At 47.5% G+C, this 17,376-nt stretch carries 17 protein-coding genes; 11 read left to right on the top strand and 6 right to left on the bottom strand.

From position 1 onward, the window contains the following. Window positions 1-14: 14 nt before the first annotated feature. The 3 genes from P397_RS0113730 to P397_RS0113720 form a co-directional block, all read right to left on the bottom strand. Window positions 15-572 carry a GNAT family N-acetyltransferase gene (locus P397_RS0113730; protein WP_026829132.1) on the bottom strand — a complete coding sequence of 186 codons (558 nt, stop codon included), beginning with the start codon at window positions 570-572 and terminating at the stop codon, window positions 15-17. A gap of 258 nt (window positions 573-830) precedes the next feature. Beyond that, on the bottom strand, window positions 831-1,976 hold the full coding sequence (locus tag P397_RS0113725) for an amidohydrolase (RefSeq protein WP_028106885.1): 1,146 nt from the start codon (window positions 1,974-1,976) through the stop codon (window positions 831-833). 15 nt (window positions 1,977-1,991) lie between these two features. After that, window positions 1,992-2,900, bottom strand: a complete 909-nt coding sequence (locus P397_RS0113720; protein WP_028106884.1) for a TIGR01777 family oxidoreductase — start codon at window positions 2,898-2,900, stop codon at window positions 1,992-1,994. Window positions 2,901-3,026: 126 nt separating this feature from the next. Here P397_RS0113720 and P397_RS0113715 point away from each other — a divergent pair, with 126 nt between their 5' ends. The 5 genes from P397_RS0113715 to P397_RS0113695 all read left to right on the top strand — a co-directional run bounded on the left by P397_RS0113715 (window position 3,027) and on the right by P397_RS0113695 (window position 8,655). Next, a complete protein-coding gene (locus P397_RS0113715; protein WP_028106883.1) occupies window positions 3,027-3,848 on the top strand; it encodes a RecX family transcriptional regulator in 822 nt (273 codons plus the stop codon). A 349-nt stretch (window positions 3,849-4,197) separates the two neighbouring features. Continuing rightward, on the top strand, window positions 4,198-5,925 hold the full coding sequence (locus P397_RS0113710; protein ID WP_028106882.1) for an ABC transporter ATP-binding protein: 1,728 nt from the start codon (window positions 4,198-4,200) through the stop codon (window positions 5,923-5,925). Window positions 5,926-5,942: 17 nt separating this feature from the next. After that, window positions 5,943-8,003: an ABC transporter ATP-binding protein gene (locus P397_RS0113705; protein WP_028106881.1), complete on the top strand. Its 2,061-nt coding sequence runs from the start codon at window positions 5,943-5,945 to the stop codon at window positions 8,001-8,003. A gap of 59 nt (window positions 8,004-8,062) precedes the next feature. Then, a complete protein-coding gene (locus tag P397_RS0113700) occupies window positions 8,063-8,377 on the top strand; it encodes a DUF1811 family protein (RefSeq protein ID WP_028106880.1) in 315 nt (104 codons plus the stop codon). A gap of 2 nt (window positions 8,378-8,379) precedes the next feature. Then, a complete protein-coding gene (locus tag P397_RS0113695; RefSeq protein WP_026833782.1) occupies window positions 8,380-8,655 on the top strand; it encodes a YfhJ family protein in 276 nt (91 codons plus the stop codon). A 64-nt stretch (window positions 8,656-8,719) separates the two neighbouring features. Here P397_RS0113695 and P397_RS0113690 read toward each other — a convergent pair whose 3' ends face one another. Beyond that, a complete protein-coding gene (locus tag P397_RS0113690; RefSeq protein WP_028106879.1) occupies window positions 8,720-9,703 on the bottom strand; it encodes a metal-dependent hydrolase in 984 nt (327 codons plus the stop codon). Between the two features lie 109 nt (window positions 9,704-9,812). Between P397_RS0113690 and mutY the strand changes: the two genes are divergently transcribed. The 4 genes from mutY (at window position 9,813) to P397_RS0113670 (ending at window position 13,747) form a co-directional block, all read left to right on the top strand. Continuing rightward, on the top strand, window positions 9,813-10,829 hold the full coding sequence (gene mutY, locus P397_RS0113685; protein ID WP_026833780.1) for an A/G-specific adenine glycosylase: 1,017 nt from the start codon (window positions 9,813-9,815) through the stop codon (window positions 10,827-10,829). Further along, the gene (locus tag P397_RS0113680; RefSeq protein WP_028106878.1) at window positions 10,829-11,254 is read left to right on the top strand and encodes an SRPBCC family protein; all 426 of its coding nucleotides are present in this window, start codon (window positions 10,829-10,831) and stop codon (window positions 11,252-11,254) included. The genes mutY and P397_RS0113680 overlap by 1 nt, the downstream gene beginning before the upstream one ends. Before the next feature lie 117 nt (window positions 11,255-11,371). Further along, window positions 11,372-11,914 (top strand): nucleoside tri-diphosphate phosphatase, encoded by a 543-nt coding sequence (gene ntdP / locus P397_RS0113675; RefSeq protein WP_026833778.1) that lies wholly within the window; start codon window positions 11,372-11,374, stop codon window positions 11,912-11,914. A 42-nt stretch (window positions 11,915-11,956) separates the two neighbouring features. After that, window positions 11,957-13,747, top strand: coding sequence for an ABC transporter ATP-binding protein (locus P397_RS0113670; RefSeq protein WP_051524038.1), 1,791 nt, complete (start codon window positions 11,957-11,959; stop codon window positions 13,745-13,747). A gap of 56 nt (window positions 13,748-13,803) precedes the next feature. Here the strand turns inward: P397_RS0113670 and P397_RS0113665 are convergent, their stop codons facing one another. After that, on the bottom strand, window positions 13,804-15,102 hold the full coding sequence (locus tag P397_RS0113665) for a glutamate-1-semialdehyde 2,1-aminomutase (RefSeq protein ID WP_028106877.1): 1,299 nt from the start codon (window positions 15,100-15,102) through the stop codon (window positions 13,804-13,806). Between the two features lie 174 nt (window positions 15,103-15,276). Here P397_RS0113665 and perR point away from each other — a divergent pair, with 174 nt between their 5' ends. Further along, window positions 15,277-15,699 (top strand): peroxide-responsive transcriptional repressor PerR, encoded by a 423-nt coding sequence (gene perR, locus P397_RS0113660; protein WP_251135550.1) that lies wholly within the window; start codon window positions 15,277-15,279, stop codon window positions 15,697-15,699. A gap of 15 nt (window positions 15,700-15,714) precedes the next feature. Here perR and P397_RS0113655 read toward each other — a convergent pair whose 3' ends face one another. Then, entirely contained in the window at window positions 15,715-16,077 is a 363-nt protein-coding gene (locus tag P397_RS0113655; protein ID WP_012369565.1) for a DUF2614 family zinc ribbon-containing protein, read from the bottom strand. A 134-nt stretch (window positions 16,078-16,211) separates the two neighbouring features. On the opposite strand from P397_RS0113655, the gene P397_RS0113650 reads away from it, so the two are divergent. Next, a complete protein-coding gene (locus P397_RS0113650) occupies window positions 16,212-17,081 on the top strand; it encodes a nucleotidyltransferase-like protein (RefSeq protein WP_026833774.1) in 870 nt (289 codons plus the stop codon). The last annotated feature ends 295 nt before the right edge of the window (window positions 17,082-17,376 follow it).

Genomic DNA, 17,376 nt, shown 5'->3' with positions numbered 1-17,376 from the left:
GAGGACAGGTCCTCTCATGCTTCGAGTTGTTGTTCGTAGACGGTTTCGAATTCGCGTCCGTGGATATACATTTGAAAACTTGATTTCGATACTTCATACAGCGTGAACTGGGTTTCTCCCGTGTTCAACTGTTCGAGTAAGGTTGGGCGCAATTCATCCGCACAAAAGGCGTACGGCAACTTTTCCGCTGCTTTTTGAGAACGGATGTTAGTCTTGCGGATTTTCATGAAGACACTTTCGAATTCGAGGTCAAAAAATAATTCCGCAAAAAAAGCTTCCTTTGCGAGATTGTTGTACCCTTTCCCATGATACGGTTTACCTAACCATGTACCGAGAAACCCATACTGTCCTTCGATATCGAGTAAACTGATTGTACCGATTGGTTGGTCAAATTCGTCTAGGATCGTGCGTGAGACCAGTTCTCCACGCTCTTCCTCTTCGATTGCCTGCTTTGTAGTAAACAGAAATTCATCAAAGTACCGTGTTTTTTGGCGGACGTACGGATATACGTCTTGATGCTGCATCAGTTCGAACAAATCAGCGCAGTCGCTCAGCTCCCGTTGCTTGAGCATACTTCCATTCCTCCTTCTTAAGACCGCTAGAATGATTGTCGAAAGCTACCTGTCTGACTCGTTTGAACCGCGCATGGTATGCCTTCTTCAGTTGTCGGATAAGATAATATTACCTTCTTTTTTTAAAAAAGCAAGTAAATAATTTTTGTGAAAAAACATACAAAAACAAGACATTTCCTGCAAACAAAAAGGGACGGTTTTCACAAAGAAAAAAGCCTTTGCATTTCAACGGATTTCCGTTAAAATCAAAGGCTTTTTTTAAGACATGGACGTCAGGTGTGGATGTTCAAAAATGACTTTTCCGTCGATCATCGTCATGAGCGGCTTCGCCAGATAATCGAGCGGGAAGTGACTCCAGAGAACGAGGTCGGCATCTTTTCCCGGTTCGATTGAGCCGACCCGATCATCGACACCAATGGAACGGGCCGGATTGATTGTAATGGCGCGAAGGGCGATGTCGACCGGCAAACCCTCGCGTGCTGCCAGTCCTGCACATAAGTTTAAGTACTGAACGGGTGTGTACGGATGATCCGTCGTGATCGAAATCTCCAACCCGTGTTCATGAAGGACCCGATATGTTTCCCAGGTTTTGTTCTTCAGTTCGATTTTTGACTTTCGGGTAAACGTCGGACCAACCGTGACATGTTCGATCGGCAATTGTTGCAACTCTTCTGCGACGAGATGACCTTCTGTACAGTGCTCGATCCGGACATCCAGATCAAACTCTTCCGCAAAGCGAATGGCCGATAAGATATCATCCGCACGGTGTGCATGGACACGGAGCGGCATCTCTCTTTTGAGAACCCGTTCAATCATCCGGTGGGCAAACGTATCTGCCGTCCGTTGCATCTTGACTTCGAGAAACGCTTCCCGCAACATGCCCATGATGCCCATCCGAGTCAATTCACCGGCACGGCCTGCACTATGGACACGTTTTGGATTTTCACCGAGCGCTACTTTCAGTCCGGCATATTTCCGAAGGATCATATCGTCGATGAATCGACCGTGTGTCTTGATGACACTCGTCACGCCGCCGATGATGTTCATACTGCCCGGCATGACTTGAACCGTCGTAATCCCGTGTTCGATCGCTTCCTTGAATCCTTCATCGAGCGGATACACACCGTCGATGGCCCGTAAATGGGGCGTCATCGCGAAAATCGTTTCATTGGCATCATTTCCGACTGTCCCGGTTCCCTCATCGTATAAACCAAGATGTGTATGGGCATCAATGAATCCAGGCAGCAAGAACCGTCCTTCAGCTTCAATGACCCGTTCATCTTCTTTAGCGTCGAGCAACTCACTGATCTCATCAATTTTACCGTTTTTGATTCGGATATCCCCATAAAAACTATCTGATGTAATCGGGAAGATATGTGCATTACGTATTAAAACATCCACCATTTGTCAGCCCCTGTATTAGTTTGTGTGCTCAAGATTCTGTAGCGCATCCTTTAATTCAGCATACCGAAACTTGAAGCCGTTTTCGAGTGCTTTTTTGGGAATGACACGTGCACCTTCGAGCACGATGACACTTTTTTCTCCAAGAGCGAGCTCAAGCGCAAAGCGTGGGGCAGGTAACCAGTGGGGACGATGTAGTACCTGCCCAATCGTTTGACCAAAACGACGCATCGTCTCCGGATGAGGTGCCGTGATGTTCACCGGTCCGCTGACGGATTCAGTCGTCAAGGCAAACAGGAACAGTTCGACGAGATCATCGATGTGGACCCAAGAAACCCATTGTTTACCGTCGCCCATCGTTCCTCCGCCAAACAGTTTGTACGGCAGTCGCATCAGCGGATAGGCACCGCCGTCCGTACTTAAGACGACGCCGATACGTGGATGGACGAGACGAATCCCGAGTTCAGCAATCGGTTCAGCAAGGTTTTCCCAAGCGACACAGACATGGCTGAGGAAGTCTGCCGTCGGAGGTAACACGGTTTCTTCTGAAAATGTTTGGTGGCGATCCTGACCGTAAATCCCGACGGCAGAAGCCGATAAGACGACAGCGGGTTTGGAATCGAGTGCTTGAATGATCCGGACAAGTTCTTTCGTCGAATCAATCCGACTTTCAAGAATCACGCGTTTCCGCTCTTCCGTCCAACGTCCTTCATTGATCGAAGCGCCGGCTAAGTGGATGAAGGCATCGACATCGTTTAATTCCTGTTCAGGTGCTGCTCCGTCGGTCAACCATTCCACGTAAGAAATGGATCCCGTTGCGGCTTTCGGTGACCGTGTCAGAATTTTAATCTGATGTCCTTCGTTAAGTAAACGTTTTGTTAATGCCTGCCCGATCATTCCGGTTCCGCCTGTAATTGCGATTTTCATAGCTGAAGTCATCCTCTCGTTCTATCTAAATGAATACTTGTACATATGTTCCCGTTTGTCCATTTCACTCAAACCTCATTCAACATGTTATCGTGGAAGAAAGAGAATGAAAAAGGAGGAACAGACTTGAAAATCAAACGGATCTCCACCCAAAAGAAAAATACGGAACGTTTTAATATCTACATTGAGCGGGAGGGCAAAGAAGAATACGCCTTTGCCGTCGATGTCGATATTTTAATCAAATATAATCTACAGCGTGACAAAGAGCTAGACGATGATTTCGTCAAGGAAGTCCTGACGGCGGAAGAACAGCAAAAAGCCTATCGTTTATCCCTCAATCATTTGTCTTACCGGATGCGGGCGACGAGTGAAGTCGAAGCCTACTTGATGGAAAAAGAAACACCGGAGCACGCGGTGAAACATGCCATCAAACGGTTGACCGATCAAAAATACCTGAATGACCAACAGTTTGCCTTGGCATATACGGCAACGAAAAAAGCGACGACGCCGCAAGGTCCCGGAAAGATTCGCCGGGATCTCGAAGCCTTGAAGGTTCCGAAGTCGTATATCGACGAAGCACTCGCGGAGTTTACGGAAGAAGAAGAACTGGAAAAAGTACTGAAATTTCTGCGGCAAAAACAAAAAGAACTGGCGCGAAGATCGGTTCGGGAACTCAAACAAAAATTGCAGCAAACGTTGATGCAACGCGGCTTCTCAACGGAAGTCACAAGACAGGGGCTACAACTTGTTTTTGAAGAGGTCGAAGCGGAAACGGAAGAGTCGGCTGCATTGTATCAAGCCCGGAAGTACTATCCGAAATACCGGAACCTGGAGCCGTTCGCCCGTGTTCAAAAAACACAGCAGGCCCTTGTCCGAAAAGGCTTCCCGTATGCGCTTGTCTCAGAAGCGATTGAGCAGGTGAAACAGGAAGAAGAAGACGGGATTTGACGAAAGGTAAGCCATTTTTTTAAAACTAGACACAAAATTGACAATTGTTCGACAATTATGCTATCCTACGCACAGATTAAGAAAAGGAGGAACCGTCACATGAAACAGCCAATTGTTATCACATCCATCCAACAGTTGAATATGGCGGAGACTCTCGAACTCGTATAAACACTCATTCAGTGTGCGATTGACAGGGAATCCGTTTCCCGAGCACGCAGACCATATTGTCGATTCAAATCGTCTTTAGAAAGGCAGATTGATTCCCGGACTGCTCCGGAAATCAGTCTGCCTTTTTTGCGTGCTTGGAAACCAGATAACACCATTATGAACGACAAAGGGGGGAACCATCGTGCGATTATTTCGCCAACTCAGTTGGTTTCTGAAGGAACATAAAAAATCGTATTTAGTTGCCGTGTTGTTATTGATCGTGACCGGCTTCATCGACCTGACACCACCATGGCTGATTGGAAAAGTCATTGACGGATTACGGTCCGGTTCAATGGACCGGACGACCTTGATCCAGTATGTGGTTGGTCTTGTCGTAATTTCAATCGCGTCCTTTATCTTGACGTATTTATGGCTTGCGAAATTATTCGGAACGGCTTTTTTACTGGAACGCACGTTACGCAGTCAGTTTTTTACGCACTTGTTAAAACTGACACCCACCTTTTATCAGCGCAATCGAACAGGCGATTTAATGGCGCTGGCGACCAATGACTTGAAGGCGGTTGAACGGACAGCCGGATTTGGTGTCCTGACACTCGTCGATTCGTTGAACATGACGGCGATTACGCTCGTCGTGATGGGTGTCGCCATTGATTGGAAGCTGACACTGGCGGCACTGTTGCCGATGCCGATTCTTGCTTATGCGATGAACAAGCTGGGCAGTCAGATTCACGGACGTTTCATGACGGCACAGGATGCGTTCGGCACGATGAATGACCAAGTCGTGGAATCGATTTCTGGTCTGCGCGTCATCCGTTCCTTTGTTCAAGAAGACATCGATGTCAAAAAGTTTGATGACGTGACGACTGATGTGTTTGATAAAAACATGCATGTCGCCAAAATTGATGTCTTGTTTGAACCCATCATTAAATTATTAGTCGGCATCAGTTATTTGATCGGTTTATCGTTCGGGACGTACCTTGTCTTTACGAACGACATCACGCTCGGACAGCTCGTTGCCTTCAATATTTACCTCGGGATGTTGATCTGGCCGATGTATGCGTTCGGGGAATTGATCAATGTCATCCAGCGCGGAACGGCAAGTCTTGACCGTCTGCAGGCGACGATGCGCGTTAAGCCGCTGATCACCTCAACGCCGGCTGTCGACGTAGCGACTCCGGAAACGATTGAAGTATCGGATTTGACATTTACGTATCCGGGAACGGATCAACCGGCCTTGCGCGGCGTTAACGTAACGATTGAACAAGGGAAGACGATTGGAATCGTCGGTCCGACAGGGGCCGGGAAAACGACGTTGCTACGCCAGTTCCTCCGCGAATATCCGGTCGGACGCGACATGTTGAAAGTCAACGGGACGCCGTACGAAGATGTGGCGCTTGAGACGGTCCGGGGCTGGACGGGTTATGTCTCGCAGGAACATTTACTGTTCTCGAAAACTGTCCGGGATAACATCTTGTTTGGTGCCGGAACGGCAACGGAAGCGGAATTGCAAGAAGCAATTCGCCTCGCTTCGTTTACGACAGATGTCACGATGCTCGATCAAGGTCTTGAGACGCTAGTCGGCGAACGTGGTGTCACGTTATCCGGTGGACAAAAGCAACGGCTCTCGATTGCTCGGGCGATGTTGAAGAAACCGAAATTGTTATTGCTCGACGACTCCTTGTCAGCTGTAGATGCGAAAACCGAATCACATATCATCGAAGCGATCCGCACCAATCGTGAGCAGTCCACGACGTTGATCGTCGCCCACCGGTTGTCCGCTGTTGCCCATGCGGACGAAATCCTTGTTCTCCAAGACGGTCAAGTGACGGAACGCGGAACGCATGAAGAGTTGATGGAACGCCAGGGCTGGTATGCCGAGCAATTTGAACGTCAAAGTGAAGAAACGTAAGGTAGGAGGTGTCAAACATGAATGAAGAAGAGTTGTATCTACTGGATCCTGTTCGTCGGAAAACGACGATTCGTTCGCTTGTCCGCTATGCGATGTATGAGAAACGCGCCATTTTCCTGGGATTGTTTTTATTGATTCTGGCGGTTGGAGCAGAATTGACCGGTCCGTACATTGCAAAAGTCATCATCGACGAGCATATCGTCGCGATTGAAAAGGACTGGGTCGAAGTGGAGTCGGGCGGAACGGTGGAATACGCAGGACGAGAGTTCGCGAAGACGAAAGACGTATCTGAGTCTGCCATCATTCAACCGATTTCAATCGTTCAATCGAAAGAAGGATACTATTTTGTTCCGGAGCAAGTCGTCAGCGGCGGAGAACGGAACGTGACCGATGGGACGTTGACCATCACACGCGGCGACGAGACATTCCGTTATTCGGGTGTCGAAAAGCTGACGCAAGGGCAAGTCTATGACTTTTACGCCTCCGACTTAAAAGCGGTCGGTTGGTTGTCGCTCCTTTATATCGTCTTGCTGTTGATTGCAGCGGGGCTGAACTGGATTCAGCAAATCTTGCTTCAGCGGTCGGCGCATAAAATCGTCAAACGGATGCGTCTTGATGTTTTTTCCCATTTACAACGGTTGCCGGTCCGCTACTTTGACCAAACACCGATCGGGAAAATCGTCAGCCGGGTGACGAATGATACGGAAACGATTCGTGATTTATATCTAGGGGTGTTGGCGCGGGTCTTTTCCGGGTTGATCACGATGGCCGGAATTTTAGTAGCGATGTTTTTCCTCGATATTCGTCTGGGACTGGTCTCGCTCCTGATCATCCCGATCGTCTATTTCTGGATTCAGCTGTTTCAAAAATTGGCGACGGAAAACAACTTTAAGGTCCGGTCGCTTGTCGCCGACATGAACGGTCAGTTGAATGAAAATATTCAAACGATGCCGATCATTCAAGCCTATGCGCGGGAAAAAGAAGTGTTGGCAGAATTCGAACAGAAAAACGAAGAGAATTATCAGACCCGTTCGAAGTTATTACGGCTCGATGCCTTGATGTCGCACAACTTGTCGTATTTCTTGAAAAACCTGACACTCGCTTTGTTGATTTGGGTCGTCGCCGGAAAGAGTTTGACTGACGGGACGTTTTTATCGCTCGGTATTTTATACGCTTATATCGACTATGTCTCACGTCTCTTTGAACCGGTCACTCAAATCATGAACCAGTTGTCTCCATTGCAGCAGGCACTCGTTTCCGCGGACCGGATGTTCCAGTTGCTGGATGAGCAAGGAGAAGACGTCGAAAAAGGACGCCTTGCTCGTTTTGCGGGACGTGTCGAATTCAAGCAGGTCGGATTTAGTTACGATCCGGGTCATCCTGTGTTGCAAGACATTGAAATTGATGCGCGTCCGGGGGCGACGGTTGCCCTCGTTGGTCATACGGGCAGCGGAAAAAGTTCGATCATGAACTTATTGATGCGTTTTTATGATCCGTCCTCCGGACAGTTGTTGATTGACGGACAAGATGTCACGAAACTCCCGAAGCAGGCGGTTCGGGATCATATGGGGATCGTCTTGCAAGATCCGTTTTTATTCACAGGAACGATTCGGTCGAACATCACGCTCGGAAATCCGGCCATTTCGGAGGAGCGTATCCGCGAAGCCATCGTTGCGGTGGGCGCGGATCGATTCATTGACCGGCTCCCGAAAGGACTGGATGAACCGGTCATCGAAAAAGGGGCGACCTTATCTGCCGGGGAACGGCAGTTAATCAGTTTTGCCCGGGCATTGGCCTTTGATCCGGCCATCTTGGTGCTCGATGAGGCAACGGCGAGTGTCGACTCCGAGACGGAAGCGATGATTCAAGAAGCGTTATTGACGTTGACGAAAGGGCGGACGACGTTCATCATCGCCCACCGCTTGTCGACGATCAAAGACGCGGATGAAATCATTGTTCTTGACCAAGGACGGATTGCTGAACGTGGTACACACGAAGAATTGCTCGCAAAACAAAACATCTACGCCAAAATGTATGCCTTGCAAAGCAAACGGAATCTCGAACTGAAATCAAGCTAACCCTATGATTCTCCTCCCTCTTTTCGTATATACTAATGACGAAGAGGGGGAGTTTTTTAATGGATACACGAATGAGTCAACTGTCGAAGTATGAATTAGAGATGCTCGTGACGAAATTGAATGAACAAAAACGAAAAGCGGAGCAACACGGCAATATGAGTGAAGTGGAAGTCATCATTCGAAAGATTGCGATTGCCCAAAGTTATCTTGTTGATGCCAGCCGGTTCGAGACGGGACGCTTTTACCGGATCGACGGGGAAGAAGCGCGATTCGAGTTGCATTTCGTCAACGGTGTCATGGGATGGGGACATTTCGAAGGGACCGTCAATGAAGTGGCGATTCCACTGGCATTGATTCAAGAAGAGGAGGAATGATGATGGATCAAAATCGTTCAGAAGCATTACAAGGACTGGCAAATGAACTGCAACTTGTCAATGAGACGCTGACACCGCTTGAAGCGTTGACATGGGTCGAAGTGCTGTGGGAGGATTTCGAGGCGACGCTCGCACGTGCGGGCGAAAAGTATCAAGGCGAGGCTGTTGCCGTCCGTTTCGTTCAGCAACAGATCAAACAGCATGGAGCGATGCTTCATCGTTTCAACACGACAAATGAGAAATTCAAACATCTGATGATCGGGCGCGACACCCAGTGATTCAGATGCAACAAAAAAAAGGACTCGTTGACCCGGAAGTTGTTTCGGGTAACGAGTCCTTTATTCATAGTGCAGGGACAACCAGTTTTTTTTGTAATGTGCGTTCACTGAAGACCCAGCCGGTGTACGAGCTGACGATCTGGCGGGAGGTCGCATCGATCCGGACAACCGCGACGAACGGATAAACTTCTTTCGTAAAGTAACGTAAGTTTGTGAAACGGTATTCGACAATCCCGTCTTTTCGTGAAACGGTATACGTGTGAATTTTTGAGAATTCGAGAAAAGCTTGCAAATCGGCATTTTCTTTGACGATTTCGTATAATTCGTCTCCATGCGGTTCGTCCTTAATCCGGAAATTACCGCATTCGACGACGGTACCGGCATTGATTTTGACGACAGCATATTCATTTCGCAAGCGGGCCGCGACGTGCCATTCATCCCATTTCATACCGGGCGAAATAAACAGCTTATGCGCTCCGCCATAGTAACGGGCTGCCGTTGCCAAAGCGTCGTTTCGCAACTTAAACTGAACGGCGTAGTAGATGATGACGATTGCAATCAGAATCGGGAAGATGACAATCGTCGCCCGGGTCAGCAGCCAGATGCCGAACGCGCTGTAATACATCGTGAACAGATACGGGTCAAATGTATTGATGACACCCCATCCGATCCAAGTCCTTTTAAAGGGGTGGAGAGCCTGTGTGCCGTAAGCATTAAACAGATCGACGAAGACATGAAGGGCGACAGCGGTCTGTGCCATCAGCCATAATGAAGTAGGTGGAACACCAAATAAAGCGCCGATGACGATCGCCAACAACAACGGCCAAGCAATCAAAGCGATTAAGCCATGTGATTTACCACGGTGTTGTCTGAGATAGGCACTGTTGCCTTTAAATTTAAATACAGTATCAAAGTCCGGAGCATGGGAACCGACCAAAGCTGTAGTGGTGACGGCAGCGAACAGTGTAGCACTTGCTGCGACATCGGGTTCAAGTGTTGAAATGGCGGCGAGACAAAGTCCCATTCCGATATGCGTACCAGTATCCAATGCGAATTCGCTCCTCTATAAAGTATTCAAGATAATAAAAAGAATCGTAGAGTGATTTCATGGTTAATTGAACTTACTATAACGTATCAGACAGAAAAGAGGTAGAATTTTGACTCTCGTTACAGAATATTTCACAAACTTTAATAAGCAACATTTTACAACCGAACTGGTGCAATGGTTCTTGCGGGAACAACGGCAACTTCCATGGCGTGAAACGAAAAATCCTTACCATATCTGGATCAGTGAGATCATGTTGCAACAGACACGGGTCGATACGGTGATTCCTTATTATCACCGCTTCACGGAACGCTTTCCGACACCACACGACTTGGCTTCGGCGGAACAAAGTGAAGTCTTAAAATACTGGGAAGGCTTAGGGTACTATTCCCGTGTTAAGAACCTTCAAATCGCCGTTCAGGAAGTTGTTGAAAAATACGGCGGAATCGTACCGGATGAAAAGGAACGGTTCGAAAGTTTGCGGGGGGTCGGTCCCTATACGACGGGTGCCGTGCTCTCTATCGCTTACGGCCATCCGGAGCCGGCTGTTGACGGGAACGTCATGCGTGTCTTATCACGGGTCTTGGGGATTTATGACGACATCGCCGCTCCGAAAACACGAAAAGTATTCGAAGCTGCTGTCCATGAGTTGATTGATCACACGGATCCTTCAAGTTTCAATCAAGGCTTGATGGAACTGGGCGCGATGGTCTGTACGCCAAAATCACCGATGTGTGGACTTTGTCCGGTCAATGATGTCTGTTTCGCCTACGAGCGGTCTGTTCAAGCAGAGCTTCCGGTCAAAACCAAAAAAGGGAAAACGCAGACGATTCAGTATGACGCCTTGGTATATGAAGAAAACGGTCAAGTGGCAGTCATGCAACGTCCCGATACAGGACTCCTCGCGGGCATGTGGCAATACCCTCTGGTCGAAACGTCAGAAGAGCAGCCGGGAACGCGTATCGGCAGTGTCAAACATATCTTTTCCCACCGGATTTGGGACATTACCGTCTATCGTGTCACGACCCAACCGGAAGGGACCGTCTTGATGGATGAACAAACATATGCCAAGCAACCGATTTCAGTCGCCCAGATGAAGATTGATCGTCTACTAAAGGAGGAACTTTAATGAATCGTTTTATGACGGAAACCCGTGTCCCGACGACAAAAGAACAAGCTTGGTTATTTTTAAGTGATGCCAAAGCATTGACCGGGATGACGACTTTTCCCAAAGTTCAGACCATCGGTGACACCCGGACATATGCCGGCAATACGATCCAGCTGAAGGTCGGGGTACCGCCGATTTTTGTACAGTGGGATTCAATCATCCCGATGGTCGGAAAAGATGCATTTGTTGACGTCGGAGTGAAGGTGCCGTTTCCTTTCGCTGCGTGGTGTCATACACACCGTGTCGAAGAACGTCAGGATGGCTTATACATGATTGACGACTTAATCTATAAATCCTATTTTCCAAAATGGTTTGTCGACGCCTTTATTCTTCGGCCGATGTTTCAGCAACGAAAACAAGCCATCTTGCATCATTTTTCAAAATAAATACCAGTCATTTTCCTGAAAAAATAGCCTTTCGTTTTTCATGTGTTCTGAAAATGGGTATAATAAGCACGAGAGTAGAGAAAAAACTGAATAAAAAGCTTCAGAAAGGAGTAGCACATGAGTCGATTCCCAAAAGAAAGTAGCAAGATTGAGATTCAAAGTTTCAAACATAACGGCAGCTTACACAGAGTTTGGGAAGAAACGCTCGTGCTTAAATCGACGGATGAAGAATTGATTGGATTCAATGACCGGATCATGGTCAGTGAATCGGATGGTCGTCAGTGGCGGACACGCGAACCCGCGATTTGTTATTTTTCGACAGAACTCTGGTTTAATGTAATTTGTATGATCCGTGAAGACGGAATCTACTATTACTGCAACTTAGGGTCACCTTCGACGTTTGATGAAAAGGATCGAGCAGTCAAGTACATTGATTATGATTTAGACATCAAGGTGTATCCAGACATGTCTTACATGATTTTGGATGAGGACGAGTACGAAAAACATCGCCGCGAGATGAATTATCCGAAAGCGATTGATCGTATTCTAAAAGACAACGTCCAAATTTTGATTCAATGGATTCGGAGTCGGAAGGGTCCGTTTAATCCAGCATTCGTTGAAACGTGGTATCGTGAATACGAAACAAGATATCGGAGATGATGGTTCGCCATCGTCTTTTTTTAGTGGAAAGAAGGGAAACACATGGCTAGAACAAAACAAGTACGATTAAAAGAAAAAGGTTCGATCCGGCGATACATGGAATTCGTCAAACCATACAAGAAACAAATCCTCCTGACCGTGTTTGTCGGAATCATCAAATTCTCGATTCCGTTAGGGTTACCGTTACTCTATAAATACATTATCGACAATTTATTATCTGAGACGACGACTGTGCCATTGGCGGAACGCAGTAAAGAGTTGGCGTATCTGATCGGAGCCGGTTTCTTCGTCTTCCTCGTCGTCAAACCACCGCTCGAGTACATCCGGCAATACCTTGCCCAGTGGTCCGCTTCGAAAATTCTGTTTGATGTCCGGAATCGACTGTTTGATCATGTACAGAAATTATCACTTCGGTTTTATTCAAATTCGAAAACAGGTGAGGTCATCTCACGGATCATTAATGACGTCGAACAAACAAAAGACTTTGTCGTGACCGGTCTGATGAACTTGTGGCTCGATATGATTACGATTTTGATTGCGATTGCCATCATGTGGACCATTGATCCAAAGCTGACACTCGTTGCCATCATCCCGTTGCCGTTTTATGCGCTTGCCGTGAAATTTTTCTACGGCCGGCTCCGCAGTCTGACACGTGACCGGTCCGCGGCACTGGCTGAACTGCAAGGTCACTTGACGGAACGGGTCAATGGCATGGCCGTCATCCGCAGTTTTGCGCTCGAACCCCATGAAAACCGTGCCTTTAAAAAGCAAAATGACGGATTCTTGACAGCTGCGTTACGCCAAACCAACTGGAACGCCCGGACATATGTCGTCGTCTCGACGATTACTGATTTTGCACCCATCTTGATTTTTGGTGCTGCGGCCTTCCTTGTCTTGAACGGTCAAGAATCACTTGGGACGATGGTGGCCTTCATCGCCTATATCGACCGTCTATACGCACCGCTCGGACGGCTCGTCAACTCATCGACGACATTGACCCAGTCGATTGCCTCGATGGACCGGATGTTCGAATTTTTGGATGAACCGTATGACATCACGGAGAAAGCGACAGCTAAAAATCCGGTTGCTGTCAAAGGGAACGTTCAATTTGAAAATATCAGCTTCTCGTATGAAGAAGGGGGCGAACGGGCGATCAACGGTTTGACGCTCGACGTTCAGGCCGGGGAACGGATTGCTTTCGTCGGCATGTCTGGCGGAGGGAAATCAACCCTCGTCAGTCTGATTCCGCGTTTTTATGACGTCTCTTCCGGACGGATTACCCTTGACGGCGTCGACATTCGCGATTTGAAGTTGCGTGGTCTGCGTGATCAAATCGGAATGGTCATGCAAGAATCGATTCTGTTCAGTGAATCGGTCGAGATGAACATCAAGATGGGAAATCCGGAGGCGACGGATGAACAGGTCATTGCTGCAGCGAAAGCCGCCAATGCCCATGAATTCATCGAACGACTGCAAGATGGATACAAAACACCGGTCGGCGAACGAGGTGTTAAATTATCAGGCGGACAAAAACAGCGTCTGGCGATTGCCCGTGTCTTCCTGAAAAATCCACCAATCTTGATTTTAGATGAAGCGACAAGTGCGTTGGATTTAGAAAGTGAAGCGATGATTCAAGATTCACTGGCGCGTCTCGCCAAAGGACGAACGACGTTTACCGTCGCCCACCGTCTTTCGACCATCACCGATGCAGATAAAATCGTTGTCATCGAGAACGGTCAAATTACGGAGATGGGACGTCATGAAGACTTGATGCGTAAACGTGGTGCTTACTTTGAACTGTATGCGATCCAAAACCTAGAGCTCGTCGAATGAAAAAAAAGCTATTCCGTAAAAACGGAATAGCTTTTTTGTAATGAAAGGTGAACAGCTTACAGTTGTGCGAAAGCACGATTGACGGCAGCAATCGTCTCGTCGATGTCTGCTTCTGTGTGAGCGGTCGTCAAGAACCAGGCTTCGTATTTAGAAGGGGCAAGGTTAACGCCCTGTTCAAGCATCAGCTTGAAGAAACGGCCGAACATTTCACTGTCTGCACGCTCTGCTCCTAAATAATCAACGACCGTCTCATCCGTGAAGTAGACCGTCAAGGCTCCTTTGAGGCGGTTGATCGTAATCGTGACAGCATGTGTGTCTGCTGCTTCGAGAATACCCTGTTCGAGCTTTGCGCCAAGGCGATCGAACTCTTCGTAAACACCCGGCTGTTCGAGTAACTCAAGGCAAGCGATTCCGGCAGCCATTGAAGCCGGGTTACCGGCCATCGTTCCCGCCTGATAAGCCGGACCGAGTGGTGCGACGTGTTCCATAATGTCCTGGCGACCGCCATATGCACCAATCGGCAAACCGCCACCGATGATTTTTCCGAGTGCGGTCATGTCCGGACGGATGTTCAGCAGTTCCTGGGCACTGCCGTACATGAAACGGAAAGCCGTGATGACTTCATCATAGATGACGAGTGCACCATGTTCGTGAGTGATTTCATTGATTGCTTCGAGGAAACCGGGTTGTGGTTCAACAATCCCGAAGTTTCCGACGATGGGTTCGACGAGGACACAGGCGACTTGGTCGCCCCATTCCTGCATGATCTGACGATATGCTTCAATATCGTTGAACGGTGTCGTAATGACTTCTTTGGCAGTTGCTTTCGTCACACCGGCTGAATCAGGTGAACCGAGGGTCGCGGGACCACTACCAGCTGCAATCAGCATCAAGTCCGAGTGACCATGGTAGCATCCGCTGAACTTGACGACGAGTTCACGTCCCGTGTAGGCGCGGGCGACGCGAATCGTCGTCATGACGGCCTCTGTTCCAGAGTTCGTAAAGCGGACCTTTTCCAAAGACGGGATCGCTTGTTGGAGTTTGTGGGCAAAATCGATTTCCAGACGATGCGGTGTCCCGTACAATAAGCCGTTTTTTGAAGCGTTCGTGATCGCTTCCGTAATATGAGGGTGACCGTGACCTGTGATGATCGGTCCGTAAGCTGCTAAGTAATCAATATAACGATTGCCGTCGACATCATAAAAATAAGCACCTTCTCCGCGTTCCATATAAACGGGGGCACCGCCTCCGACTGCCTTATAAGAACGGGAGGGACTGTTGACGCCTCCGACGATACATTTTTGTGCCACTTCGTATAATGCTTCGGAAGTTGGGCGGTTTGCGTGAGTTGACATGATGATTCCTCCAATCATTGATACGTGAAAAATATCACGATATGATTGTATCATGTCCGTCAAACGGGGAGCAGAGCCGTTGACGGAAAGAAAGAATGTAGGTAGACTAATTATAAAGATTACAATCTAATAATCAATGAAAGATAGAAATGAGGGGATGACGTGGCGAACGAGATGCTAGATGATGCAGTACGCTCTTTACGTGAATCAGGCGTTCGGATGACACCACAACGTCATGCGATTTTGGAATATTTAACGACGGGACATACCCATCCGACAGCAGATGAAATTTATCGTGCGCTCGAACATCGTTTTCCAAATATGAGTGTGGCGACGGTTTATAATAACTTACGGGTCTTCCGGGAAAAAGGAATCGTAGAAGAGATGAATTATGGGGATGCGTCGAGTCGCTTCGACTTTGTCACGACTCGCCATTATCATATGATTTGTGAAGGCTGCGGAAAAATCGTGGACTTCAATTACCCTGTTCTTGACGACGTCGAGACGGTTGCTGCCCACTTGACAGGTTTCAAAGTGGATCGTCATCGTTTAGAAGTATACGGAACTTGTCCGGACTGCCAATCGAAGGTGCAATGAAAAAACGAGCTTCCTTTAGCGGGGAGCTCGTTTACTGTGTTTATTGTATTTTTCATCAAATTCTTTACCTTCAAGATTTCGGTCCATCGTCAGCGGTTCGTCGCAGTGCATACATAAATCGACCCGGCCCAGAACCTTCGTTTCCTTTCCGCAGTTCGGACAGGTGACAACAGCGGCTTTCGTCGAAGTTAGTCCGATGAGGAAATAAAGGGCTGTACTTGCAAGCACCATGACAAATCCGACCAGCATTAAAATGACCATGATGATTTCGAATTGTTTTAACAAAAGACCGCCGTACATGACAAGCATGCCGCCGAAAACAAGGAACATTGCCAAGTTACGGGCACGGTTTATTTTATTTTTACGTTGTTTTTTCACATGAATTCCCCCTGTAGTCAGTCTAGCATATTGTTGGATCGAGTCTGAAGCAGGAACGGTTGATTTTTTGTCGAAAATGGTAACGGACGAATGATCAGAGTGATGAGTACGGAGCAAAGAAGGGTGAGAGGGAAATGGAACAAGTGACACGCACGATTTATTCGGAATATGCAGCTTATCCGGAGACGCAGGGAATCATCTCCGTTGAAAAAAGACAGCCAAGAGACTCGCTGACGGATCAATTTGATGTCTTGCTTCTAGTGATCACACGTGATCCATCAATTGAATGGACGGTCAAACATTACCGTTTGGATACATTACGCGTTTCGTTACATCTTGTAAACGAACAGGTCTTATCGCGTTGGCTGATCTTAAATGCGAATCGGCGAGCGGTTCATTGGATATCAGAAGGGACCATCATTTTTGAACGAAATGATTATTTGACGGACTTAAAAAAACAATTACTTAATTTTCCGGAGACGGAACGATGTTTGCAGATGTCCCTGTCGTTCGCGAAACTGTTGCGCCGTTTTCAGGACGGAAGAAATCTGTTCAGTCGCGGAAACTACTATGACGCCTACACGCATGTCCACCATGCCTTGCATCATTTGGCGCGGTTGTCGGTTCTCGAAAAAGGGGCACACCCGGAAGTCGTCGTTTGGGAACAGGCACGTTTAGACGATCCGGACGTCTACAAGCTGTATGAGCAATTATTATTAAGCGAAGAAACATTGGAGCAACGGATTCATTTAGCGTTGATTGGTCTCGAGCACTTGTTGCAGTCCAAGGTATTGTCCGGTGGGAAATACTTATTTGAAGTGATGCGGGAACACGATCGGCCGTGGACGATGTATGAGTTGATGGAAGACGATCGTTTGGAAGAGCTGAAAGTGGACTTAGGCAGTCTGATTGATTTCTTTATCCGTAAAGGATTGGTTCGTATTTCTTATCAACGGACAAAAGGTTTGGGAGTAGAACTCGTAACGTATGAACCGGTCGTCTAATAGACCGGTTTTTTTAATTGGTTAAAATAAAAAACGTCGGCATATTATAGAAGGAAAAAATAACACAATAAAAATTAAGGGAAAAGTGTTGACGTTATTATCTCGAGATAGTATATTAATACATGTCGACAGGCACACGCCGATGACGCGATAAATTAATTTGAAAAAAGGATTGACGCATAAGTTATTCCGTGATATCTTATTAAAGTCGCTGAAAACGACACGACGAACTTTGAAAACTGAACGATGAGGCAAAAAACGTATCTTCGGATACAAACAATGAATGAAGCGCAAG

Source organism: Exiguobacterium undae DSM 14481 (assembly GCF_000620805.1).
GTDB lineage: Bacteria > Bacillota > Bacilli > Exiguobacteriales > Exiguobacteriaceae > Exiguobacterium_A > Exiguobacterium_A undae.
Note: the sequence above shows the minus strand (reverse complement) of the source record. Positions and strands in the feature narration are given on the sequence as shown.